The sequence below is a fragment of the Bradyrhizobium sp. HKCCYLS3077 genome (assembly GCF_051167555.1).
Taxonomy (GTDB): Bacteria; Pseudomonadota; Alphaproteobacteria; order Rhizobiales; family Xanthobacteraceae; genus Bradyrhizobium.
Genome location: NZ_JBNPTH010000007.1, coordinates 60,314 through 82,268, shown reverse-complemented (window position 1 = coordinate 82,268; position 21,955 = coordinate 60,314). Strand labels below are relative to the sequence as shown.

Sequence of the window (21,955 nt, the reverse complement as noted above, 5' to 3'; positions counted from 1 at the left end):
TTATTGACGATACGCGGCGGCCTGACCGGCTGTGCGCAACGAACGGCATTCAGACGAAACAGTACAGAGTACGTCGATGTTCAGATCATTCTCCACGGCGCTGCTGGCCGGCGCATGCGTCTTTGCGGCTCTGGATCGTGCCGCGGCCCAGGGATTTCAGCAGCCTGCGGTGGTCTATAACGGGCCGTCGCAGCCGGCGGCGCCGGTGCGTACCGCCTATGTCGACCGCTCGCGCATGGGCGGCGGCTTCATCGAATTCCTGTTCGGCGATCCGCAGGGAGCGCGCGGCGCACTGCCGCCGGGACAGCCGATGTACCAGCAGCAGCCGTCGTACTACGAGCCGCAGCGGCAGGCGCCCGGCTTGGTGCCGCAGCAGGGCGCGCCGGACGAGGAGGCCTATGAGCTGACGCAGCGGCCGCTCGATCCGAAATACGAGAAACAGATCGTTGACTATGACGGCAAAGAACGGCCGGGCACGATCGTCATCGATACACCCAACAAGTTCCTCTATCTGGTGCAGGGCCAGGGCAGGGCGTTGCGCTACGGGATCGGGGTCGGCCGCCCCGGCTTCACCTGGTCGGGTGTGAAGACCATCTCCGCCAAGCGCGAATGGCCGGACTGGACGCCGCCGCCGGAGATGCTGGCGCGCCGGCCCGATTTGCCGCGCCACATGGAGGGCGGTCCGCAGAACCCGCTCGGCGCCCGCGCGATGTATCTGGGCTCCTCGCTCTATCGCATCCACGGCTCCAACGAGCCCTGGACGATCGGCACCAACGTCTCGTCCGGCTGCATCCGGATGCGCAACGAGGACGTCATCGACCTCTATGGCCGGGTGAATGTCGGCGCACGGGTCATCGTGCTCTGACGCCGGCCGGCCGATGACCGGCACCAAAAAGGCCGCCCAAGAGGGCGGCCTTTTCATTGTACGTGGCGCGGTGGTCAGCGCGCGTTACGCGTAGTTGCTGCCGCCGTCGTCATCGCCATAGCCGTCATCGGCGTCGAAATCGGCGGCGTCATTGTCGTTGCCGCTGTCGTCATAGCTCGCCTGGTCGAACAGGCCGGCCCGGCCGCCGTCGCCGCCGGAGCGGCCGATGTCGTTGAGCCCCGCGTCATTCGCCAGCGAGCCGCTGGACTGATCGCCGCCGCCCCACGGGCTGCCGCCGCCGCCACGCTCCTCGATGATGGTGGTGTCGCCGAAGGCCTGATGCTGGCCGCCGCCCATCATCGAGCGGATGCCGCCGAGCAGCAGCGAGCCGCCGACCATGCCGGCCGCCGCCGCCGCCGCCGTGCCGAGGAACGAGCCGCCGCCACCACCGCCGCCGCCGAACAGGCCACCGCGCTGCTGGCCGTAGCCGCCCTGATCATAGGGGCCGGGCTGGCCGGGATAGCCGGGCTGGCCCTGATAGCCGGCCGGCGGCATCGCCTGGCCGCTGTTCCACACCGGGCGGTTCGGCAGCGGCGGAGGAACGTTCGGCACCGAGCCGCGGCTGCCGCCGGAGCCGAAGATGCTGTCGCGCATCGAATCGAGGAAGCCGCCCGACTGCGCCTGCGGCGCCTGGGCGTGCTGCAGCTCCTCGATGCGGGCATTGGCGCGCTTCAGGGCCTCGTCCTGCACCAGCACGGTCTGAACCAGCGCATAGACGGCGTTGGGAGCCCGCTGCAGCGCCTGGGAGATGGCGGCGGCAGCCTCCGGATCGCGCGGCGCACTCTCCAGCTTGGCAAGCCGGTCGAACAGGTCGTCGATGAGTTGGCGTTCTTGCGGTGTCATGTGGTTCTCCTGCCGCTTGCCGGTTCCAGCGAAGCGCGGCCAACATTTGGGGGGACTTTGTGGTTCGGCCAGTCGGGCCGCGCATTAAATTTCCGTATGCGACAAAGCGTCTTCCGGGCTTGCGAACTTCATTGCGGTGAAAACGCTGCCAGCTGGCATTTGTTCGTCGCCGGCCCGCCAAATCCGTTCAGGCGAGCGTCACGCCACGGCGGTCGAGCAGCGCGGGAAAGTGCTCGCCGGCCAGATAAGCGTGTTCATGCTCCCGCTGCCCGGTCAGGGGATCGAGCGCGATCAGCACGTCGTCGACGAAGCCGGGATGGCACATCACGAGGCCATGCTCGGGCAGCGCGTCAAGGAAGCCGTCCATCAACGCGCCGAAATCCGAGCCCTTGGTGAAGTCGTAGGCGCCGGCAAAAGCGGGGTTGAAGGCGATGTCGGCGCGCTGCGCATGCTTGCGGAATTGCGCGCTCAAGACGTCCAGCAGCAGCGCCTTCGGCGCTGCCAGCCGCTGCCGCAGCGGCGCGTTGCGGCCGCCCTGGCGCACCCAGGCTGATGGCGCAGCCTCCTTTACCGCGGCCAGAAAACCCTCCCGCACCTGCGGATAGAGCTGCGCATGCTGGTGACCGTCGACGAAATCGGGCGCGCGCCCGAACAGCTCCCCGAACGCCGTCAGCTGCACCATGACCTCGGCGCGGATCAGTTCGGGGTCGAGCCGGCGGGTCAATCCGGCGCGCAGCAGTTTCGGAAACGGCAGGAACATGCCGCCTTCGGACGGACGAAAATGCATCGTCAGCGGCCGGAACGGCGCGGTCAGCGTGACGTGCAGGCCGATGGCGCAGCGCGGGCTGTCGGCCGCGACCTTGGTGAGCTCCTTGACCTCGTCCCGCCCGATCGCGGCGCCCACGGTCATTACCGAGGTCGCGTTCAAGCGCCCGCGCGCGATCAGGTCGCGGATGGCGCGGTTGACGCCCGGGCTGATGCCGTAGTCATCGGCGCACAGCCAGATGCGCCGGGGCGGCGCCTCGCTCATTCGGCGGCAGTCCTCTCGCCGTCGCTGCGCGCGTCGAGCGTGGCGCGCTTCTCGCTGTGCTCGGCGACGAAGTAGATCGGCCGCGCCTTCAGCTCGGACAGGATCTTGCCGATGTACTCGCCCATGATGCCGATCATGATCAGCTGCACGCCGCCGATCGTCATCAGTCCGACCATCAGCGAGGGATAGCCGGGCACCGACTTGCCGGTGGTGAAGGTCTCCCAGAGAATCGTCAGGCCGAACAGGAAGGCGGCCGAGGCCAGCAGGATGCCGAGCAGGCTCGCGACGCGCAGCGGCGCCACCGAGAACGAGGTCAGGCCCTCGATCGACAGGCCGAGCAGGCTGGTGACGTTGAAGGTCGTGACGCCATGCGCGCGCGCCGCGGGTTCGTAGTCGACGCGGATCTGGCGGAAGCCGATCCAGCTCGCCAGGCCCTTGAAGAAGCGGTTGCGTTCGGGGAGCTGGCGAAGTGCTGCGACCGCGCGCGGCGACAGCAGGCGGAAGTCGCCGGCATCCTCGGGGATCTTCTGCCGCGCGCCCCAATTGATCAGCGCGTAGAAGCCGTGCACGGCGACGCGGCGCAGGAACGGCTCGTTGTCGCGATGCGCCTTGGCCGTGTAGACGACGTCGTAGCCGTCCTTGATCCAATGCGTGACGAGCTGCTCGACCAGCGCCGGCGGATGCTGGCCGTCGCCGTCCATGAACAGCACGGCGCCGCGGCGGGCGTGATCGAGGCCGGCCATCAGCGCCGCCTCCTTGCCGAAATTGCGCGACAGCGACACGACCTGCACGTCGAGCGCGTCGGCCTGCAGGGTGCGCGCGATCGCGAGCGTGTTGTCGCGGCTGCCGTCGTCGACATAGACGAGCTCGCAGGCCAGGCCGAAGCGCTGGCGCAAGGTGCGCGCGAGATTGTTCAGCCGCTCGTGCAGCGCCGTCAGTCCCGCGCCTTCGTTGTAGGCGGGGATAACGATCGACAGTCCCTGCGACGCGGCGTCGGCCGCGGTCGTGGTCAGGTCGGACACGTCAGTTCCCAGCATCGCTTTGGAGTCCTCGTTCACGGACCAACATATGGTAGCAGCCGCTGCCTGTCGCTACGATGAACGGCGATTTATGATCGCAGGAAGGCCTCGAGGCGGGCAAACAGCGGATTCTCGCGGTCGAGCACGTAGTCGAGCGACGCTACGGACACCGTCTCGGCGCCATGCGCCCGCAGGAAACTGCCGAGCGCGTAGATCTGCGCAGGCGGACAGTGCAGGGTCAGCATGCCCGAAGAGGTCGGGCCGCCGAACGGCGCGACGACGCCGAAGCGGTTATGCGCCTCGGTCAGCATTGCTGCGTCGCACCCTTTGAAGCGCGTGCGGACCTCGCGGTATTTGCTGGCGCGGGCACGGGCGTGGATGTGATCGAGGATGATCCGCGCGCTCTCGCGTGGGCCGTCCGACCAGTCGGCGTCGCGCGAGGCGACGAGATTGGCCTGGCTGCGCAGGATGACGCCGTCGTCCAGCACCTTCAATCCATTCGCGGCCAGTGTCGAGCCGGTGCTGGTGATGTCGACGATCAGCTCGGCGGTGCCAACTGCCGGCGCGCCCTCGGTGGCGCCGGCGCTTTCGACGATGCGGTAATCGACGATGCCGTGATGCGCGAAGAAGCTGCGCGTGAGGTTGATGTATTTGGTCGCGACGCGCATGCGGCGATTGTGCTGGGCGCGGAAGCCGGTGGCGACGTCGTCGAGGTCGGCCATGGTGCGGACGTCGATCCAGGCCTGCGGCACGGCGACCACGACATTGGCGCCGCCGAAGCCGAGCGTGTCGATCAGCAGCACGCGCTTGTCGGCATCTGCGATGCCCTCGCGGACGAGGTCTTCGCCGGTGACGCCGAGATGCACGGTGCCGCGCGCCAGCTGCGAGACGATCTCACTCGCGGAGAGATAGGCAATCTCGACATTGTCGAGGCCGGAAATGGTGCCGCGATAGTCGCGCGCCCCGCCCGGCTTGGAGAGGTTCAATCCGGCGCGGCCGAAGAACGCCTCTGCATTCTCCTGCAGGCGGCCCTTTGAGGGAACGGCGAGGACGAGGGGGCCGCTCATGATGCTCTCCCGCGCGCGGCCTTCCCCGCGGCGCTGCTCTGGGCCAGGCGCTCGATCCAGATCGAGAAGCCGACGGCCGGAATGGACTGGGACGCGCCGAGCTGGCTCAGGAGCCCGTCATAGCGGCCGCCCGCCACCAGCGGCTCGTCGCCATTGCCGGGATGATGCAGCTCGAACTCGAAGCCGGTGTAGTAGTCGAGGCCGCGGCCGAACGCCGTGGCAAAGCGCACCTTGCTCACATCGAGGCCGCGCTGGGCCATGAAGCCAGTGCGCGCTTCCAGCGCATCGATTGCGGCGGAAATGTCGAGCTTCGCGTCAGCGGCGAGCGCGCGCAGCTGCTGCACCGCCTCTGTCGGCGTGCCGCTGATGGCGAGGAAGCGCTTGATGCGGTCGAGCGCGTCGCGCGGCAGCGCGCCGCCCTTCAGCGTGGACTGCTCCAGAAAGCGATCCGCGATCTCCGCCACGGAGCGGCCGCCCAACGCGGTGGCACCGGCGATCGACATCAGGTCGGTGACGAGCGCCAGCGCCGCCTTGCGGTCGGAGCCGGCCAATGCGGCGAGCACGCCCTCATATTCGTTGCGTGGCGCGACCTCGGCGGTCGCCAGCCGCTCCAGATCCTGCGCCAAGGTGCGCTTGCGATTGAAGTCCTTGATCAGGCGCCGCCGCCAGACCGGGTAGAGATCGAGCGCGTCGATCAGGGCCGTGAACAGCGCCACGTCGCCGGTGCGGATCTCGACCTCGGCCAGACCTGCGGCCGCGGTCGCCTCGATCGCCAGCGCCAGCATCTCGGCATCGGCGGCAGGGTGATCCTGGCGGCCGAAGGATTCGATGCCGCCCTGCAGGAACTCGCTCGGCCGGCCGCCACGGTAACGAAATACGGGGCCGAGATAGCTGAAGCCGGCCGGCTGGCCGGCGCGGGGCGAGGCGAGATAGTCGCGCGCGACGGGAATGGTCAGGTCCGGCCGCAGGCACAGCTCCTCGCCGCCGAGGTCCGTGGTCAGGTAGAGGCTTTTGCGGATGTCCTCGCCGGAGAGGTCGAGAAACGGCTCGGCCGGCTGCAGGATGGCAGGCGTCGCCCGCGCGTAGCCGGCCTCGGCGAACGACTGCAGCAGCTTGTCCGCCCACGCGGCGGGTCCGGTCGGAGCGGGTCCGGTCATGTCGATCAGGTTCCAAACTGGATGGCGCCCCCTCGCGGGGCGGCGGCTGGCCTTAGCATGGTCATTTGACGGTTTCGACAGGGAAGGGCCGGGTCGGGCCACAATCGGGCCGATGCCTTAACCGCCTGCGCCCCGCCAATCCCCGAGCGTCGCCTGGATCAGGGCCAGCGCGGCCACCGCGGCCGTATCGGCGCGCAGGATGCGCGGGCCGAGCGCCAGCCGGATCACGCGCGGCTGCCGCAGCAGCAGCTCGCGCTCCTCGACGGCAAAGCCGCCTTCCGGGCCGATCAGCAGGTCGATGCCGGCCGGCGCGTCGTCGCGCAGCGCCTGAAGCGGGTCGGCGACATCAGCCGCCTCGTCGCAGAACACCAGCAGGCGTGAGGTCGGCCGTTGACCGAGGAAGCGCTCCAGGGGCACGGGGTCCTTGACCTCGGCGAGGCTGAGGATGCCGCATTGCTCGGCCGCCTCGATGACGTTGGCGCGCATGCGCTCGCCGTTGACGCGCGACACCTGGGTGTGCCGGGTGATCACCGGCTCCAGCCGCGCCGCGCCCATCTCAACCGCCTTCTGCACGATGTAGTCGAGCCGGGCATGCTTCAGCGGTGCGAAGACATAGGCGATGTCGGGCAGGTGGTCCTGCGGCCGGATTCGCTGCCGGGGGATCACGCCCTCGGGCCGTTTGCGGCCGGCGATTTCGCCCTGCCATTCGCCGTCGCGGCCATTGAACACGAGGACGCGATCTCCCGCGCCGAGCCGCAGCACGTTGCCGAGATAGTTGCTCTGGTTGCGATCGAGCGGGACGGCGTTGCCATCCAGCAGAGGTGCATCGACGTACAGGCGCGGGGCGGTGAAGTCGTATTCAGGCATGTCTGTGTCGGTTGCAACGAGGAGCCGGACCGGCGATGGCGCCTTTGCGCCGCGCTGCCGACAGATTTGTCCGCTTCGATAGCTCTGGAAATGGCGGTCGTCCATTCGGGCGGGACTCTGGCGCTGCCGGAAGCCTTCTTGGGGGCTTGCGAGGAGAACAGCCGTGAACTTGAGACAATCGACGTGGGTGATGTGGACCATCGCTGCGGTCATCGTGGTGGTGCTCTCCGGTTCTGTGAGGGCCGACGACAAGGCGGCCGCGGCGCCGCAGCCGGCGGTCCCCGCGGTTCCCGGCAGCCCTGGCGTGGCCGGTTTTCGTCCTCCCGAGAGCTGCCTGAAGGAGTTCACGCCGCTGCGGGACGAGACCGCGCGGCGCGCCAAGCTGCTGAAGGCTGCGACCGAGCGTCGCTTCGCGCCCGGCGAGGCCTGCCAGCTGGTGCATGATTACGAGCTCGCCCAGACCAAGATGATCGATTACGCGGTCGCGCACGCCTCGATGTGCGGCATCCCCGCCAAGATCACCGATCAGCTCAAGGCGAATCACGCCAACACCCTGGCGGTGATGCGCAAGGTCTGTACCGTGACCTGGAACTTCGCTCCCGCTGCCGGCACATCCGCCTCAAGATCCTGAGGAGGGCGTTGAATGAACGGCGTTTGGCACGAGCTGAGACGCGCTGCCACGTTTTCGCCTTGAAATGTCGACTGCGGCCCTCCGCCGCGGCCGTGATCAACTCCGCGGTTGTGCTGGGCGGACGAGAATCGTAAAAGCCCCGGATCGGATCGTGCTTTCATCCGGAAGTGTTGAGGATTCTTGGTCTTACCGGAGAACCAGCCTTGATCGTGCACAAGACGTTGTTGCCGCTCGCCGTCGCCGCCACCGTGCTCTGCACCGGGCCGGCCTTTGCACAGGGCTCCTTTCCGGCGCCGCTTCCCGGCCAGGCTCCGGCCAGCAGCTCGCCATTTCCTCCCATCAACGGCGCAGCGCCGCCGCCGATGCAGGCCGCCGCTCCGTCGAGCGCGTTCCCGGCTCCCGGTGGCGGGGGAGGAGGCTTCGGCGGCGGCGGGTTTGCACCAGCGCCGATGGGCGCTGCCCCGCGTGGCGGCCCGCCCGACAGCTGCATGAAGGAATTCATGCCGCTGCGCGAGGAGGCTGAACGCCGCGGCAAGCTGATCAAGGCTGCCAGCGACCGCAAGGCCTCGCCTGTCGAGGCCTGCAAGCTGATCGGCAACTTCGGCAAGGCCGAAGTGAAGATGATCAAATATGTCGAGCAGAATTCCGCAACCTGCGGCATCCCGCAGCAGATCGCCGATCAGCTCAAGGCCGGCCACAAGAACACCGATGCGCTCGAGAAGAAGGTCTGCGCGGTGGCGGCCCAGATGCAGAAGGGCGGCGGCGGCCCGGCGGCCCCTGGCCTCAGCGACGTACTGGGAACGTCGGCTGCGTTGCCCGAGGCCAACACGATGAAGAAAGGCGGCTCGGCCTTCGATACGCTGACCGGCAACGTTCTCACCCGATGAGCACCACCGCCGTCCGCGTTGCTGACGCGACCGGCAACTGGGTCGATACGCTGGCGCCGCTCTGGAGCCGGCCCTATTTGCGGCTTGCGCGTTTCGATCGACCGATCGGTTCCTGGCTGCTGTTGATGCCGTGCTGGTGGTCGGCCGCATTGGCCGCGGGGATGCTCGGCGATCTGTCCATGCTTCCCGTATGGATCGCGCTGTATTTCGTCGGCGCCTTCGTGATGCGCGGGGCCGGCTGTACCTGGAACGACATCACCGACCGCGATCTCGACGCCAAGGTGGAGCGCACCCGCTCGCGGCCGATTCCGGCCGGGCAGGTCGGCGTGAAGCAGGCGCTGGCTTTCCTGATCGCGCAGGCCCTGGTCGGGCTTCTGGTGCTGCTGCAGTTCAACCGGTTCGCCATCGCCACCGGCATTTCCTCGCTGCTGATCGTGGCGGTCTATCCGTTCATGAAGCGCGTCACCTGGTGGCCGCAGGTCGTGCTCGGCCTCGCCTTCTCCTGGGGCGCGTTGATGGGATTTGCCGTCGCCTTCGGCCGCATCGATGCCACGGCGCTGCTGCTCTATGCCGGGTCGATCTCGTGGGTGATCGCCTACGACACCATCTACGCGCATCAGGACGCGGAGGATGACGCGCTCATCGGCGTCAAGTCGACGGCGCGGCTGTTTGCCGAGCGCACGCATCTGGCGCTGGTGATTTTCTACGGGCTCGCTGTCGTCTTGATCGGAGCCGCGTTCGTGACCGCACATGTGCATGTTGCGGCATGGCTTGGGCTGGCGGCGTTTGCCGCCCATCTCGGCTGGCAGATCCGGCGTCTCGACACTGCTGATCCGGCGCTGTGCCTGCGCATCTTCAAATCGAACCGCGATGCCGGACTGCTGTTGTTCGCCGGCCTGCTGGTCGACGCGGTGCTGCGCGCAACCTGATCAGTTGCGCGCGATGATCTCGCGTTCGCCGCGATGCACCGAGGCCGGATTGGGCTGGTAGCCGACGCGGCGCCGCATTAGGAAGCGCGGACGGCGTGCGCGGATCGCGTTGCGGCGGCGGCGGCGTGGCGTGGCCTCGCGCCGTTTGTCCTGCAACTGCGGCAGCGCGAACGTCTCGCTCCACATCGCCCAGGCCGTCACGATGTCGTCCTGGTCGTCGCTGACGCACAGCGGAATGCTGAGCGAGGGGTCGCGATGGACCAGCACCAGCATCATCTGCGTGTCGTCGACCTCGCGCAGCGCGATGCCGAGAAAGTCGCTGACCCGGAGATTCACGGCCATGCGCATGCCGCTGACGGCACGGCGCAGGACCACCCGCTCCCGGTGCAATTCGATCTGCCGGATCCCGCCATCGGCACGGGTATCGTGCGCGCTGTACGAGACGGGCAGGGAAAGAGGGTCGAGCCGCAGCACGCGGCTCGACCCAGCGGAATCGCTTCCGCCTGTTGCTGTTTGACGCCTCACGGCTTGGTCTCCCCGCCGGGATTATGCTCCCGGTCGATGCGTGAGACCTTGCCACGCACCTCGCCCGTATCAGCTTAAGAAGGCTGGTTAATCAGTCCTCACGCATGATCCTCTTACCGTCATGATTGACAAGCGCTTGCCCCGCATGATTGACGAGACCTTGCCGATTTGCCGACAATCCGACGTGGTGTCTGCCGACCTGCTTGAAGTCGGCGTGATGAGGCCACATTTCGTCTGGATTGAGCCGTGTTCGCCGCCCACCTGACATCGATCGGATCGTGTTCGTGACCTCTCCTTCCTCAGCCGCCGCAACGTCGACCTCCGCCCATTCGGATCTGCTCGATCAGTCCGCCCTGCGAACGCTCGCCGAGCGGCTGGTGGAGGCCGCGAAGAAGGCCGGCGCCGACGCCGCCGATGCGATCGCGGTGCGCGGCATCTCGCAAGGCGTCGAGGTCCGGGACGGCCGCGTCGAGGAATCCGAACGCTCCGAAGGCGATGATGTCGGCTTGCGCGTGCTGGTCGGCAAGCGGCAGGCGGTGGTCTCGACCAATGACGTCAGCGGCGATGGCGTGGCGCGTCTGGCCGAGCGGGCCGTGGCGATGGCGCGGGTGGCGCCCGACGACAAATATGTCGGCCTCGCCGATCCCGCGCTGCTGGCGCGCGACATTCCCGAGCTCGACCTGCTCGATCCGGCGATCCCCGGGACGGCGGAACTCGAGCGGCGGGCGCAGGAGGCGGAGGCCGCCGCCCTCGGCGTGAAGGGCGTCACCAAGTCCGGCGGCGCCTCGGCCTCGGCCGGCATCGGCGGCATGGTGCTGGTCACCAGCGACGGCTTCCACGGTGCCTATCTGCGCTCCAGCCAGAGCATTTCGACCACCGCGATCTCCGGTGAAGGCACCGGCATGGAGCGCGACTACGACTACACGGCGGCGCCGCATGGTGAGGATCTCCTGAGCCCGGCGGCGGTCGGGCGCAGCGCCGGCGAGCGCGCGGTGGCGCGCGCCAATCCGCGCAAGGTTGCGACCTGCCAGGTCCCGGTGGTGTTCGATCCCCGCGCATCCGGCTCGCTGGTCGGCCATCTCGTCGGCGCCATCAACGGCGCCTCGATCGCGCGCAAGACCAGCTTCCTGAAAGACAAGCTCGGCGCTCAACTGTTCGCGAAGGGGATTCGCATCATCGACGATCCATTGCGTCGGCGTGGCCTGCGCTCGCAGCCGTTCGACGCCGAAGGCGTCAAGGTGAAGCAGACGGCGCTGGTCGATGACGGCGTTCTCACGACCTGGCTGCTGGATTCCGCCACGGCGCGCGAGCTCGGCCTGACCACGACAGGCCACGCCCATCGCGGCGTGTCGTCCTCGCCGTCCCCGGGGCCGTTCAACCTGCATCTCGAAGCAGGCGTCGTCACCGCCAAGGAGCTGATTTCGGACATCAAGCAGGGCTTCTACGTGACCGACCTGATCGGCTCGGGCGTGAACGGCGTCACCGGCGACTATAGCCGCGGCGCCTCCGGCTTCTGGATCGAGAATGGCGAGATCACCTATGCGGTCAGCGAGGTGACGATCGCCGGACATCTGTTCGAGATCTTCAAGTCGATGACGCCCGCCAGCGACCTCGAATTCCGCTACGGCGTCAATGCGCCGACCGTGCGCATCGAAGGATTGACGCTTGGCGGACGGTGAGTTCGAAACCTCTGATACGGAGAGCCTCGGCACGGAGAGCCTTGCGGCGGACGCCGTACTCCTGAAGGCGGTGGTGCGCGAAGCCGGCGAGCTCGCGCGCGCGATGTTCGGCACCGACCTGCGCAAATGGACCAAGGGCGCCTCGTCGCCCGTGTCCGAAGCCGACATGGCCGTCAACGCGCTGCTGGAGCGCAAGCTGCGATCGGCGACGCCTGAGTATGGCTGGCTGTCCGAGGAGAGCGCCGACGATGCGGTGAGGCTGGGCCGGTCCCGGGTCTGGATCGTCGATCCGATCGACGGCACCCGCTCCTATCTCGGCGGCCGCAATGACTGGTGCGTGAGCGTCGCCCTGGTTGAGAATGGTGCGCCCGTCTTGGCGGCCGTCCACGTCCCGATGAGCGAGGAGTTCTTCTTCGCGGCGCAGGGACGCGGCACCACGCTGAACGACGCGCAGGTTCACGCCTCGGAGGGCCACGACATCGATTTCGCGCGCGTCGCCGGACCAAAACCGCTGGTTGAGAGGCTGGCACCGGAATCGACACGGATTGAGTTGCATCCGCGAATCGGATCGTTGGCACTCAGGCTATGTCGTGTCGCGCATGGTGCGCTCGATGCCGCTTTTGCGGGCGGGCAAAGTCGCGATTGGGATCTTGCGGCGGCTCATTTGATCGTGCAGGAAGCGGGTGGTAAAATGAGCGCATTGTCCGGCGAGACGATCCTCTATAATCGTCCCGACGTGGCCCATGGGGTGCTGGTAGCAGCGGGACGCGATCGACATGCTGACATAGTCAGCCATTATCGCCGCCTGCCGCAGAGCTGATCACACCCTTCAGGACCGCGCCGGCCAGGCCGCCCCGCAAGGCGCGTTGATTAGGAAACGATACCGATGACAGATAGCGCCTCGCAGCAGCTCCTTCACCTCGTGATCGGCGGCGAACTCGTCAACCTCGAGAAGAACGAGTTCAAGGATCTCGACAAGGTCGATATCGTCGGCGTCTATCCGAACTATGCGTCGGCCCATGCCGCCTGGCGCGCCAAGGCACAGATGACGGTCGACAACGCCCATATGCGCTACTTCATCGTGCACCTGCACCGGCTGCTCGATCCCGGCCAGGACGCCAAGGCGTAAGACGAAGCTCACGACTTGAAACATCTGATCCGCAATACGCTGCGTAGCGGCTGGTTCCAGCGCGCCGTCGGGTTCCTCGCGGCCGAATATCTGCGCCTGGTGTGGCTGACCAACCGCTTCACCTTCGAGCCGCCCGAGGTCTACGAAATCGTCGAGCCGCAGATGCCGGCGATCTTCGCGTTCTGGCACGGCCAGCATCTGCTGACGCCGTTCATCAGGAACAAGCCGAGCTATCGCGCCAAGGTGCTGATCTCCAAGCATCGCGACGGCGAGTTCAACGCCATCGCGGCGGAGCGGCTGGGGATCGGAACCATCCGCGGCTCCGGCGACCATGGCGGCTCCTTCCACCGGAAAGGCGGCGTCGGGGCGTTCAGGGAGATGGTGCAGGCGCTCGAAGACAACTATAATGTTGCGTCGACTGCCGATGTGCCGAAACGCGCGCGGATCGCGGGTCTCGGCATCATCATGCTCGCGCGTGAGTCAGGACGTCCGATCATGCCCTTCGCAATGGTCACGAGCCGCTTCGTCCGCCTGAAGAACTGGGACAGCACGACCATCAATTTGCCATTCGGCCGCGGCGCATTGGTGGGAATCAAGGAAATCAACGTGCCGCGTAGTGCCGACGCTGCCATGATGGAGCAGGCGCGCCTCGACCTCGAGGCCACGCTCAACGAATGCATGCGCCGCGCTTATGCAATCGTCGGCCGTCCCGACGCCTGCCCGCCGCCGGTGAATTCGCGAGCCGACTCTGTGGGAGTCGCCAGTGGCTAGCCCGCTGCCGATGGCCCTGCGCGTCTACCGCGGGTTGTCCTCGGCGGCGGTGCCGCTTGCGCCGGCCCTGATCCGGCAGCGCCTCAAGAACGGCAAGGAAGATCCTGAGCGGACCGACGAGCGGCGTGGCTTGAGCCACGATACCCGTCCTGAAGGCCCGCTGGTCTGGATTCACGGCGCCAGCGTCGGCGAGGTGCTGGCGGCGGCAGCGCTGATCGAGCGGCTGCGTGCGCTCAACATCCGCATCCTGATCACCTCGGGCACGGTGACGTCGGCGGCGATCGTCGCCAAGCGCTTTCCGCCCGACGTGATCCATCAATATGTGCCCTATGACACGCCGCGCTTCGTCGAGCGCTTTCTCGATCACTGGCGTCCGTCGCTCGGGCTGTTCATCGAATCCGACCTCTGGCCTAATCTGATCCTGGCCGGAGCGTCGCGGCGGGTGCCGATGGTCGTGATCAACGGCCGGATGTCGCCGCGCTCGTTCCCGCGCTGGCGCCGCATGTCCGGCACGATCTCCGCACTGCTCGGACGTTTCGATCTGTTCCTCGCGCAGTCGCAGGCCGATGCCGACCGGTTCTCCGCGCTCGGCGCGCGCAACGTGGTGACGACCGGCAATCTCAAGCTCGACGTGCCGGCGCCGCCCGCCGATCCGGCCAAGCTCGACCGCCTCACCGCGATGACGCGGGGCCGACCGGTGATCGTTGCGGCGTCGACGCATCCCGGCGAAGAGGAGATGCTGATCGCGACCCACAAGGTCCTGTCGACGATCTATCGCTCGCTGCTCACGGTGATCGTGCCGCGCCATCCGCATCGCGGTCCCGCCGTCGCCGAACTGATCGCCGGCGCCGGGTTGCAGCCCGCCTTGCGATCGCGCGACGAGCAGCCGCTCGCCGGCACCGACATCTACGTCGCCGATACGATGGGGGAACTCGGCCTGTTCTACCGGCTCGCGCCGGTGGTGTTCATGGGCGGCTCGCTGGTCGAGCATGGCGGACAGAATCCGATCGAGGCCGTGAAGCTTGGCGCTGCGATCGTGCATGGACCGCATGTCTTCAACTTCACCGAGGTCTACGAGGCATTGGATCGCGCGGCGGGCGCGCGCCTCGCACGCGACCAGGAGGCGCTGATCCGGCAGCTCCGGCAATTGCTCGGCGATGCCGCGGCCGTCGGCAATCTGGCGGCGGCGGGAACACGGGTGGTCGATCAGCTCGGCGGCGCGCTGGATCGGACGGTGTCGGCGCTCGAGCCGTATCTCCTGCAGATCAGGCTGGAGATGGGAGCCGCCGGTGGCGCGTGAGCCGGCCTTCTGGCACCGGCCTCGGTCCTGGCAATCGCGCCTCTTGTCTCCGCTCTCGATGCTTTACGGCAGCGTTGCCGCGCGCCGGATGCAGCAGCCGGGGATCGACGCCGGCCTGCCGGTGATCTGCGTCGGCAATTTTCACGTCGGCGGTGCCGGCAAGACACCGACGGTGCTGGCGCTGACCGATCTCCTGCGTGGCATCGGCGAGACCCCGGTGGTGCTGAGCCGCGGCTATGGCGGGCGGCTGCCTGGTCCCGTGCTCGTCGACCCGGCCGCGCACACGGCCGCCGATGTCGGCGACGAGCCGCTGATGATGGCCGCGCGCGTGCCCGTCATCGTGTCCCGCGCGCGTGCCGAAGGCGTCGGCCTCGTCAAGGCACAGGGGGCTACCGTCATCCTGATGGACGACGGGTTTCAGAATCCATCGATCAACAAGGATCTCGCGCTGATCGTGATCGATGGCGCGCGCGGGCTCGGCAACGAACAGGTTTTCCCGGCCGGGCCGTTGCGGGCGCCCTTGCCGCCGCAACTGGCGCGGACGGATGCCTTGCTGGTGATCGGCAGCGGCGAGGCCGGCGCCCGGGTCGCATCGACCGTCTCCGCCGCCGGAAAGCCGGTGTTTGCGGCCACGCTGCGGCCCGATCCGCAGGCGGTCGAGGCGTTGCAGGGCGGGCCGCTGCTGGCCTTTGCGGGAATCGGCGATCCCAGCCGCTTCTTTCGCACGCTGCGAGCCGCCGGGCTCGATGTCAGGCGCGAGCGCGCCTTTGCCGACCACCATCCGTATTCGACAGATGAGATCGCCGAGCTGGCCGAACAGGCGAAGCGCGAAGGGCTGACCCTGGTGACGACGGAGAAGGATCTCGCGCGTCTTCGCGGCAGCAAGGCGGCGAGGGCAGATCTCGCCATTGCCGCATTTCCCGTGACGCTGCAGTTCGCTGATCCGCACGCGCTGTGCGCGCTCGTCGCGCAACGCTTGAACGTGCGGAACGTCTAGCCGTTGGCCTTCAGCGCGCCCGGGTAATGCCGCTGCAGCACCGCGCTCGGCAGTGCATAGGCCTCCTGCAGGTCGACGCTCCAATATTTCAGCTCATCGAGCGGGATCCGCGCGTCGGTGATCGCGCAGCGCACATAGCTTCCGGGCGAAATCACGCGGAAGTCGCCATCCAGATACTGCACCTGTGCTTCGCCCTGGCCCGAGGGACCAAACTTGTTGAGCACGTCCGCGATCTCCAATCCCTGCACCCGCCGAGGGGCACACGACACGCCAAATTCGATGATCTGGTAACATAGATAAGCGGACCTGTCCCTCCCGCAAACCCACCGATTTGTGATGCTTTGGCGCGAAACTCCGTGCTAGCTAGGCTGAAATATCCGCCGTCCGGCTGGTTTGATGCGCTCCCTGATCACCGTTGTTGCTGCTTTGCTCTGTGCCACGGCTTCCATCGCCTCGGCGGAGCCTTTGCCGGCGCCGGTCGCTGTCGAAATCCCCTCGGACAACTACGTTCTGCACGCGCAGCTCTACAAGCCGCGCGGGACGGGCCCGTTTCCAGCGGTCGTCGCGCTGCATGGCTGCGGCGGGCTGTCGGGCCGCTCCGAGCCGGTGCTGCCGCGCTATCGCGATTGGGCCGAGGAACTGGTCAAGGACGGCAAGGCCGTGCTGCTGCCGGACAGCTACGGCTCGCGCGGGCTTGGGCCCCAATGCCGCGTCAAGGATCGCCGCATCAGCGGCCGGCGCGAGCGCGTGGCGGACATCGTCATCGCGCAGAAATGGCTGATCCAGCAGCCCTGGGCGATGCCGGACCGCGTCAGCCTGGTGGGCTGGGCCAGCGGCGCCAGCGCTTTGCTCTGGGCGGTGCGCCCGCAACTGCCTGATCACGTCTCGCCGGATTTCCGCTCGGCCGTCGCGTTCTATCCGGATTGCCGCGCCTCGTCCGGCCTCGGCTGGAGCACGCGAGTCCCGACCCTCGTTCTGATCGGCGGACTGGACGACGTCTATTCGCCGCCGGCGTGCCGGCAGATGATCGACGGTGCGCGCGGTCGCAGTGCGTTGACCCGCATCGTCATCTATCCCGGCGCCTATCATGATTTCGATCGCGTCAATCTGCCGGTGCATCAGGTCGCCGGCGCCGATGTCGCGGCGCCCGAGCGCGGCCATGTCGGCTCCGATCCCGAGGCGCGCGCCGATGCGCAGAAGCTCGTCGCCGAGTGGCTGGCGCGCTGAGGGCCCCTTAGAACAAGCTGCCCTGATCGGCGGGATCGGGCGTGCGCTTCGGCGCAGGCTTGCTGTCGCGCGACGGCTTCGGCGCGGCTGAACTCACCGACGGCTGCGGCCGGTCGGCGCCCGCCGTCGCCGCGACCTTGCCGTCGGCGAACTCGATCGACAGCGCGGCGCCCGGACCGATGCTTGCGGCATGGTGCAGCGGGTGGCCGGCCTCGTCGCGCACCAGCGCGAAGCCGCGCGCCAGCACGCTGCGATAGGACAGAGCGGTGAGCAGCTTGTCGCTCTGGCCGACGCGCGCCGACAGCCGCTGCAACTGTGTGACCAGCGCCCGCCTGGCACGTTCGGCCAGACGTTCGGTGCGGTCGCGCTCCCGTGCGATAACCTGATACTTGGCCTGCGCGTAGGCCTGGCGCGAAGCCTTGAAGCGCGCATCGAGTGCCTCGAACCGCTCGCGCCGGCGATGCAGCTGGCCACGCGACGACAGCGACAAACGCTCGGATGACGCGATCAGGCGATGGCGCGAGTGCGCGATCTGCGCGTGCAGCACGCGCAGCGTGAGCTTGGCGCTCGCCGCGGCGAACTGCCGGAAGTGCACATGGGTGTTGGTCTTGAGCGCGCGCGGCAGGCTGGCGGCGGCCGAGTCGAGGCGCTGCTGCGGGATGGCGAGCAGATCGCTCGGGCCGGGCAGGGCGCGCGCGGCCGCGCGCAGCTCGTTGCGCCGGCTCTCCTGGCTGCGCTGCCAGCACACGCTGACGCGGCGGGCGAGGCTCGCAACCTCCTGCATCAACTCGCTGCGCACCGGCACCGCCATCTCGGCGGCCGCTGTCGGGGTCGGCGCGCGCTTGTCGGCGGCGAAGTCGATCAGGGTCACATCGGTCTCGTGGCCGACGGCCGAGATCAGCGGAATCATGCTCTCCGCCGCGGCACGGACCACGATCTCCTCGTTGAACGACCAGAGGTCCTCCAGCGAGCCGCCGCCGCGCGCGACGATCAGCACGTCGGGCCGCGGGATCGGGCCATCCTCCGGCAGCGCGTTGAAGCCGCGGATCGCGGCCGCGACCTGTTCGGCCGAGCCGTCGCCCTGCACCTTGACCGGCCATACCAGGACACGGCGGGGGAAGCGGTCCTCCAGCCGGTGCAGGATGTCGCGGATCACCGCGCCGGTCGGCGACGTCACGACGCCGATCACCTCGGGCAGCCATGGCAAGAGCTGCTTGCGCGCGGGATCGAACAGGCCCTCGGCGCCGAGCTTGCGCTTGCGCTCCTCCATCAGCGCCATCAGCGCGCCGATGCCGGCGGGCTCCAACGCCTCGATGACGATCTGGTACTTGGAGGAGTTGGGATAGGTCGTGAGCTTGCCGGTCGCGATGACCTCGAGCCCTTCCTGCGGCTTGAAGCGCATGCGGCCGTGCACGCCCTTCCAGATCACGGCCTCGATCTTGGCGCTCTCGTCCTTAAGCGCGAAATAGCAGTGCCCCGAGGAATGCGGCCCGCGAAAACCGGTGATCTCGCCGCGCACGCGGACGTGCCCGAACTGGTCCTCGACCGTGCGCTTCAGCGCCGAGGACAGTTCGGTGACGGTGAATTCGGGCGCGTTGGGCAGGGCTTCCGCAGGCGGCATTGCTTCTGATTCGGTTCGGGGAGCAGCCGCCAAGGTAGGAGCTTTCGGCTCCCATCGCCAATCAAGCCGTTGCCTTTTCGATAACTCTGTATTACAGAGTTCTCTATTATAAGACGGGAGAGGACGATGAAGAGGGGTGTTCGGATCGCCGTGCGGCTGGTGGGCTGGCCGTTGGCTCTCGCAGGAGCGATGGCCCTCACCCTGGGGGCAATGATCGCCCGGCCCCTGGTGCGGCCGCCCGAGCTGAAGTCGATCTCGAACACAGCGGGCCAGGTCGACCGCAGCACCATGCCCGGCCTGCAGCGCTTCACGGCCCGCGACGGCACCGAACTCGCCTACCGGCACTATCCGGCGCGAGGGACGCCGGTTGGAAAGGTCGCGGTTCTGGTGCACGGCTCCGCCGGCTCCAGCATCGCCGTCCATGCGCTGGCCGACGCCCTGGCCGCGCGTGGCGTCGAGACCTTCGCCCCGGACATGCGCGGCCATGGCGGCTCCGGCACCCGTGGCGACATCGGCTATCTCGGGCAGCTCGAGGACGACCTCGCTGACTTCGTTGCGGAGGTGAGGACGTCCGTACCGGCGCAGCCGCTCGTGCTGCTCGGGCATTCGGCCGGCGGCGGCTTCGCGCTGCGCGCCGCGGGCGGACCGATCCAGGACCTGTTCGCCCGCACCGTTCTGCTCTCGCCCTATCTCGGCTACGACGCGCCGACCAACCGTGACAATTCAGGCGGCTGGGCCAGTCCCGATATTCCGCGCATCCTCGCGCTCGCAGTGCTGAGCCGCATTGGCCTGTCCTGCTGCGAGGCGCTGCCCGCTCTCGCCTTTGCCGTGCGGCCGAACGCGGAGAAATACGTCGTCTCGACCTACAGCTATCGGCTGCTGCGCAACTTCGCGACCGGTGGCTACAAGGCTGACCTCACAGCGGCGAAGCATCCGGTGACCCTGATCGCCGGCGCCGACGACGAACTGATGCTCGCCAACAAATATGCCGAGGCTGTGCATGCGGTTGCGCCCGCGGTTGACGTGAAGCTGATCGCCGGCGTCAATCACATGGAGATTGTGTCGGCGCCGCAGGCCATCCACGCGATCGCCGAGGACGTGGCCACGCGCTAGAGGGTCTATTGCCATGATCGACAGCCGGGAGGCCGCGCGTGCGCTCGGCGACATCGAGGACGTCACGAAGCGCGTACGGCAATCGCAGATCTACAGGCTCTCCAGCCTGCTGATGATCCTGTGGGGCGTGCTGGTGTTCCCCGCCAACCTCATCACCTATCTCGCCCCGGTCTACGCCGACAAAGCGTGGCTCGCGGTCTACGTGCTCGGCATCGCCGGCTCGGCGATGCTCGGCGTGGGACAGAAATTCCGCACCGGCGTGCGCGGCTTCGATATCCGGGCGCTGCTCGCCTTCGTGTTGTTCTTCGCCTTCGGCTCCTTCGTCGAGACCATCGGTCATTTCGGGCCGCGCGAGATGGGCGCGTTCTGGCCGATCTACTTCATGCTGTTCTACTGCCTCGCCGGCCTGTGGTTCGGCATCGCGTTCATGATCTTCGGCCTCGGCGTCACTGCGCTGACCCTGATCGGCTATGCCTTCATCGGCGCGGCCTTCCCGCTGTGGATGGCCTTCGTCAACGGCGGCGGCCTCGTCCTCGGCGGCCTGTGGATGCGGCGGAGCTGAGGGGGTGGCGGAGCTCGACGAGATCATCCACCAGCCGCTGCGGCTGAAGATCATGGCGGCGCTGAATGCGCTGCCGACCGCGGGCGGACTGGAATTCGTCCGCCTGAAGAAGCTGACCGGCGCCACCGACGGCAACCTCGGCGCCCATATCGAGACGCTGGCGCGCGCGGGCTATGTCGCGGTGGACAAGGCCTTTGTCGGCAAGAAGCCGCAGACCACGGTCACGGTCACCGCGGCCGGCCGGGCCGCTTTCGCCCGGCACGTCGCCACCCTGCAGGAGATCATCGCTGGCGCCGCCGCCAAACCGTCCGAGCCATGATTTGACTCTGTAGCGACGGCCGGGCAATTGGGGCGTCCAGATTGGCTTACACCCCCTGCAACGGCTTCGACGATGAACATTCTCCTCCTTGGTTCCGGCGGCCGCGAGCACGCGCTCGCCTGGAAGATTGCAGGCTCCCCGCTGCTCACCAAGCTCTGGTGCGCCCCGGGCAATGCCGGCATCGCCAAGGAGGCCGAATGTGTCACGCTCGACGTCGCCGACCATGCGGCCGTGATCGCCTTCTGCCGCGCCCACAAGGTCGACCTCGTGGTGGTCGGCCCGGAAACTCCTCTGGCGGCCGGCATCGTCGATGATCTCGAGGCGGCCGGAATCAAGGCGTTCGGGCCGTCCAGGCTCGCCGCGCAGCTCGAGGGCTCCAAGGGTTACACCAAGGATCTCTGCGCCGAGTACGACATTCCGACCGGTGCCTATTGCCGCTTCGACAATGCGCCGGAGGCGCTCGCCTATGTCCGCGAGCACGGCGCGCCGATCGTCGTCAAGGCGGACGGGCTCGCGGCCGGCAAGGGCGTCGTCGTCGCCAAGACGCTGGCCGAGGCCGAGGACGCGGTGCGTATGATGTTCGATGGCGGCTTCGGCGTCGCCGGCACCGAGGTCGTGATCGAGGAATATCTCGAGGGCCGCGAGGTCTCGTTCTTCGCGCTGTGCGACGGCCAGACCGCGATTCCGCTCGCATCCGCCCAGGACCACAAGCGGGTGTTCGATCATGACCAGGGGCCCAACACCGGCGGCATGGGCGCCTATTCCCCGACGCCGTTCGTGACCCAGGAGATCCATGATCAGATCATGGATCGCATCATTCTGCCGACGATTGCCGGCATGAACGCGCGCGGCACGCCGTTCAAGGGCATCCTCTATGCCGGCCTGATGCTGACGGCGCAGGGCCCGAAGCTGTTCGAGTACAATGTGCGCTTCGGCGATCCGGAATGTCAGGTCCTGATGCTCAGGATGATGTCGGATCTCGTTCCCGCGATGCTCGCCGCCTGCGACAGTCAGCTCAAGAATTTCGATCTGCGCTGGTTTCCCGACGCCGCCGTCACCGTGGTGATGGCCGCCAAGGGCTATCCGGGCGACTACGCAAAGGGCGGCGTGATCGAGGGACTCGATGACGCCGCGAAGGTCGACGGGGTCGAGATCTTCCACGCCGGAACGGTCGCCAAGAACGGTGCTGTTCTCGCCAATGGCGGACGGGTCCTCAATGTGTGCGCGTCGGGAAAGACCGTGACCGAAGCGCAGGCGCGGGCCTACCAGGCCGTCGACCGCATCAAATGGACCGACGGCTTCTGTCGCCGCGACATTGCCTGGCAGGCCGTGGCTCAGGAGAGCGGCAACGGCTGAG

At 67.7% G+C, this 21,955-nt stretch carries 24 protein-coding genes; 15 read left to right on the top strand and 9 right to left on the bottom strand.

Annotated elements, in window-relative coordinates; translation table 11 throughout:
- Positions 1-76: 76 nt before the first annotated feature.
- Positions 77-865 carry a L,D-transpeptidase family protein gene (locus tag ACQR0Z_RS26440; RefSeq protein WP_434856181.1) on the top strand — a complete coding sequence of 263 codons (789 nt, stop codon included), beginning with the start codon at positions 77-79 and terminating at the stop codon, positions 863-865.
- Positions 866-949: 84 nt separating this feature from the next.
- Here the strand turns inward: ACQR0Z_RS26440 and ACQR0Z_RS26435 are convergent, their stop codons facing one another.
- From ACQR0Z_RS26435 to ACQR0Z_RS26410, 6 genes are all read right to left on the bottom strand, one after another.
- A complete protein-coding gene (locus ACQR0Z_RS26435) occupies positions 950-1,768 on the bottom strand; it encodes a DUF2076 domain-containing protein (protein WP_434856180.1) in 819 nt (272 codons plus the stop codon).
- 187 nt (positions 1,769-1,955) lie between these two features.
- Positions 1,956-2,798 (bottom strand): ChbG/HpnK family deacetylase, encoded by an 843-nt coding sequence (locus ACQR0Z_RS26430; RefSeq protein WP_434920590.1) that lies wholly within the window; start codon positions 2,796-2,798, stop codon positions 1,956-1,958.
- On the bottom strand, positions 2,795-3,835 hold the full coding sequence (locus tag ACQR0Z_RS26425) for a glycosyltransferase family 2 protein (RefSeq protein WP_434920589.1): 1,041 nt from the start codon (positions 3,833-3,835) through the stop codon (positions 2,795-2,797). Before ACQR0Z_RS26425 ends, ACQR0Z_RS26430 begins: the two co-directional genes overlap by 4 nt.
- Positions 3,836-3,906: 71 nt before the next feature.
- The gene (hisG, locus tag ACQR0Z_RS26420) at positions 3,907-4,884 is read right to left on the bottom strand and encodes an ATP phosphoribosyltransferase (RefSeq protein WP_434920588.1); all 978 of its coding nucleotides are present in this window, start codon (positions 4,882-4,884) and stop codon (positions 3,907-3,909) included.
- Positions 4,881-6,041, bottom strand: coding sequence for an ATP phosphoribosyltransferase regulatory subunit (locus ACQR0Z_RS26415; RefSeq protein ID WP_434920587.1), 1,161 nt, complete (start codon positions 6,039-6,041; stop codon positions 4,881-4,883). Before ACQR0Z_RS26415 ends, hisG begins: the two co-directional genes overlap by 4 nt.
- A gap of 117 nt (positions 6,042-6,158) precedes the next feature.
- Positions 6,159-6,908 carry a 16S rRNA (uracil(1498)-N(3))-methyltransferase gene (locus ACQR0Z_RS26410; protein ID WP_434920586.1) on the bottom strand — a complete coding sequence of 250 codons (750 nt, stop codon included), beginning with the start codon at positions 6,906-6,908 and terminating at the stop codon, positions 6,159-6,161.
- A 163-nt stretch (positions 6,909-7,071) separates the two neighbouring features.
- Between ACQR0Z_RS26410 and ACQR0Z_RS26405 the strand changes: the two genes are divergently transcribed.
- The 3 genes from ACQR0Z_RS26405 (at position 7,072) to ubiA (ending at position 9,355) form a co-directional block, all read left to right on the top strand.
- Entirely contained in the window at positions 7,072-7,539 is a 468-nt protein-coding gene (locus ACQR0Z_RS26405) for a hypothetical protein (protein ID WP_434920585.1), read from the top strand.
- A gap of 206 nt (positions 7,540-7,745) precedes the next feature.
- Positions 7,746-8,426: a hypothetical protein gene (locus ACQR0Z_RS26400; RefSeq protein ID WP_434856553.1), complete on the top strand. Its 681-nt coding sequence runs from the start codon at positions 7,746-7,748 to the stop codon at positions 8,424-8,426.
- Positions 8,423-9,355 carry a 4-hydroxybenzoate octaprenyltransferase gene (gene ubiA, locus ACQR0Z_RS26395; RefSeq protein ID WP_434856173.1) on the top strand — a complete coding sequence of 311 codons (933 nt, stop codon included), beginning with the start codon at positions 8,423-8,425 and terminating at the stop codon, positions 9,353-9,355. Before ACQR0Z_RS26400 ends, ubiA begins: the two co-directional genes overlap by 4 nt.
- Here ubiA and ACQR0Z_RS26390 read toward each other — a convergent pair whose 3' ends face one another.
- A complete protein-coding gene (locus ACQR0Z_RS26390) occupies positions 9,356-9,880 on the bottom strand; it encodes a DUF6101 family protein (protein WP_434920584.1) in 525 nt (174 codons plus the stop codon).
- A gap of 284 nt (positions 9,881-10,164) precedes the next feature.
- Between ACQR0Z_RS26390 and ACQR0Z_RS26385 the strand changes: the two genes are divergently transcribed.
- The 6 genes from ACQR0Z_RS26385 to lpxK all read left to right on the top strand — a co-directional run bounded on the left by ACQR0Z_RS26385 (position 10,165) and on the right by lpxK (position 15,756).
- On the top strand, positions 10,165-11,559 hold the full coding sequence (locus ACQR0Z_RS26385) for a TldD/PmbA family protein (protein ID WP_434877615.1): 1,395 nt from the start codon (positions 10,165-10,167) through the stop codon (positions 11,557-11,559).
- 73 nt (positions 11,560-11,632) lie between these two features.
- Entirely contained in the window at positions 11,633-12,379 is a 747-nt protein-coding gene (locus tag ACQR0Z_RS26380) for a 3'(2'),5'-bisphosphate nucleotidase CysQ (RefSeq protein ID WP_434877653.1), read from the top strand.
- A gap of 66 nt (positions 12,380-12,445) precedes the next feature.
- Positions 12,446-12,688 carry a DUF4170 domain-containing protein gene (locus tag ACQR0Z_RS26375; protein ID WP_006610384.1) on the top strand — a complete coding sequence of 81 codons (243 nt, stop codon included), beginning with the start codon at positions 12,446-12,448 and terminating at the stop codon, positions 12,686-12,688.
- Positions 12,689-12,703: 15 nt separating this feature from the next.
- Positions 12,704-13,459, top strand: coding sequence for a lysophospholipid acyltransferase family protein (locus ACQR0Z_RS26370; protein WP_434920583.1), 756 nt, complete (start codon positions 12,704-12,706; stop codon positions 13,457-13,459).
- The gene (locus ACQR0Z_RS26365; protein ID WP_434920582.1) at positions 13,452-14,759 is read left to right on the top strand and encodes a 3-deoxy-D-manno-octulosonic acid transferase; all 1,308 of its coding nucleotides are present in this window, start codon (positions 13,452-13,454) and stop codon (positions 14,757-14,759) included. Before ACQR0Z_RS26370 ends, ACQR0Z_RS26365 begins: the two co-directional genes overlap by 8 nt.
- Complete coding sequence (gene lpxK / locus ACQR0Z_RS26360; RefSeq protein WP_434920581.1) at positions 14,749-15,756, top strand: tetraacyldisaccharide 4'-kinase; 1,008 nt, start codon at positions 14,749-14,751, stop codon at positions 15,754-15,756. The genes ACQR0Z_RS26365 and lpxK overlap by 11 nt, the downstream gene beginning before the upstream one ends.
- Here lpxK and ACQR0Z_RS26355 read toward each other — a convergent pair.
- Positions 15,753-15,980, bottom strand: coding sequence for a DUF2093 domain-containing protein (locus tag ACQR0Z_RS26355; protein ID WP_434856167.1), 228 nt, complete (start codon positions 15,978-15,980; stop codon positions 15,753-15,755). The genes lpxK and ACQR0Z_RS26355 overlap by 4 nt on opposite strands.
- A gap of 172 nt (positions 15,981-16,152) precedes the next feature.
- On the opposite strand from ACQR0Z_RS26355, the gene ACQR0Z_RS26350 reads away from it, so the two are divergent.
- Complete coding sequence (locus ACQR0Z_RS26350; protein WP_434920580.1) at positions 16,153-16,983, top strand: dienelactone hydrolase family protein; 831 nt, start codon at positions 16,153-16,155, stop codon at positions 16,981-16,983.
- A gap of 7 nt (positions 16,984-16,990) precedes the next feature.
- Here ACQR0Z_RS26350 and xseA read toward each other — a convergent pair whose 3' ends face one another.
- Positions 16,991-18,604 carry an exodeoxyribonuclease VII large subunit gene (gene xseA, locus ACQR0Z_RS26345; RefSeq protein WP_434920579.1) on the bottom strand — a complete coding sequence of 538 codons (1,614 nt, stop codon included), beginning with the start codon at positions 18,602-18,604 and terminating at the stop codon, positions 16,991-16,993.
- Between the two features lie 189 nt (positions 18,605-18,793).
- On the opposite strand from xseA, the gene ACQR0Z_RS26340 reads away from it, so the two are divergent.
- The 4 genes from ACQR0Z_RS26340 (at position 18,794) to purD (ending at position 21,954) form a co-directional block, all read left to right on the top strand.
- Positions 18,794-19,717, top strand: a complete 924-nt coding sequence (locus tag ACQR0Z_RS26340; RefSeq protein ID WP_434920824.1) for an alpha/beta hydrolase — start codon at positions 18,794-18,796, stop codon at positions 19,715-19,717.
- Between the two features lie 13 nt (positions 19,718-19,730).
- The gene (locus ACQR0Z_RS26335; protein WP_434920578.1) at positions 19,731-20,279 is read left to right on the top strand and encodes a hypothetical protein; all 549 of its coding nucleotides are present in this window, start codon (positions 19,731-19,733) and stop codon (positions 20,277-20,279) included.
- A gap of 4 nt (positions 20,280-20,283) precedes the next feature.
- Positions 20,284-20,598, top strand: a complete 315-nt coding sequence (locus ACQR0Z_RS26330) for a winged helix-turn-helix domain-containing protein (RefSeq protein ID WP_434856163.1) — start codon at positions 20,284-20,286, stop codon at positions 20,596-20,598.
- Between the two features lie 72 nt (positions 20,599-20,670).
- On the top strand, positions 20,671-21,954 hold the full coding sequence (gene purD / locus ACQR0Z_RS26325; protein WP_434856162.1) for a phosphoribosylamine--glycine ligase: 1,284 nt from the start codon (positions 20,671-20,673) through the stop codon (positions 21,952-21,954).
- Position 21,955 lies beyond the last annotated feature (1 nt).

What these genes read in the sequence shown, in the direction of transcription:
- ACQR0Z_RS26410 (WP_434920586.1), bottom strand. Translation starts at nt 6,908, where the DNA reads ATGCCTGAATACGACTTCACCGCCCCGCGCCTGTACGTCGATGCACCT.
- ACQR0Z_RS26340 (WP_434920824.1), top strand. Translation starts at nt 18,794, where the DNA reads ATGGCCCTCACCCTGGGGGCAATGATCGCCCGGCCCCTGGTGCGGCCG.
- ACQR0Z_RS26335 (WP_434920578.1), top strand. Translation starts at nt 19,731, where the DNA reads ATGATCGACAGCCGGGAGGCCGCGCGTGCGCTCGGCGACATCGAGGAC.
- ACQR0Z_RS26350 (WP_434920580.1), top strand. Translation starts at nt 16,153, where the DNA reads ATGCGCTCCCTGATCACCGTTGTTGCTGCTTTGCTCTGTGCCACGGCT.
- ACQR0Z_RS26375 (WP_006610384.1), top strand. Translation starts at nt 12,446, where the DNA reads ATGACAGATAGCGCCTCGCAGCAGCTCCTTCACCTCGTGATCGGCGGC.
- ACQR0Z_RS26440 (WP_434856181.1), top strand. Translation starts at nt 77, where the DNA reads ATGTTCAGATCATTCTCCACGGCGCTGCTGGCCGGCGCATGCGTCTTT.
- ubiA (WP_434856173.1), top strand. Translation starts at nt 8,423, where the DNA reads ATGAGCACCACCGCCGTCCGCGTTGCTGACGCGACCGGCAACTGGGTC.
- ACQR0Z_RS26430 (WP_434920590.1), bottom strand. Translation starts at nt 2,798, where the DNA reads ATGAGCGAGGCGCCGCCCCGGCGCATCTGGCTGTGCGCCGATGACTAC.
- ACQR0Z_RS26425 (WP_434920589.1), bottom strand. Translation starts at nt 3,835, where the DNA reads ATGCTGGGAACTGACGTGTCCGACCTGACCACGACCGCGGCCGACGCC.
- purD (WP_434856162.1), top strand. Translation starts at nt 20,671, where the DNA reads ATGAACATTCTCCTCCTTGGTTCCGGCGGCCGCGAGCACGCGCTCGCC.
- xseA (WP_434920579.1), bottom strand. Translation starts at nt 18,604, where the DNA reads ATGCCGCCTGCGGAAGCCCTGCCCAACGCGCCCGAATTCACCGTCACC.
- ACQR0Z_RS26415 (WP_434920587.1), bottom strand. Translation starts at nt 6,041, where the DNA reads ATGACCGGACCCGCTCCGACCGGACCCGCCGCGTGGGCGGACAAGCTG.
- hisG (WP_434920588.1), bottom strand. Translation starts at nt 4,884, where the DNA reads ATGAGCGGCCCCCTCGTCCTCGCCGTTCCCTCAAAGGGCCGCCTGCAG.
- ACQR0Z_RS26435 (WP_434856180.1), bottom strand. Translation starts at nt 1,768, where the DNA reads ATGACACCGCAAGAACGCCAACTCATCGACGACCTGTTCGACCGGCTT.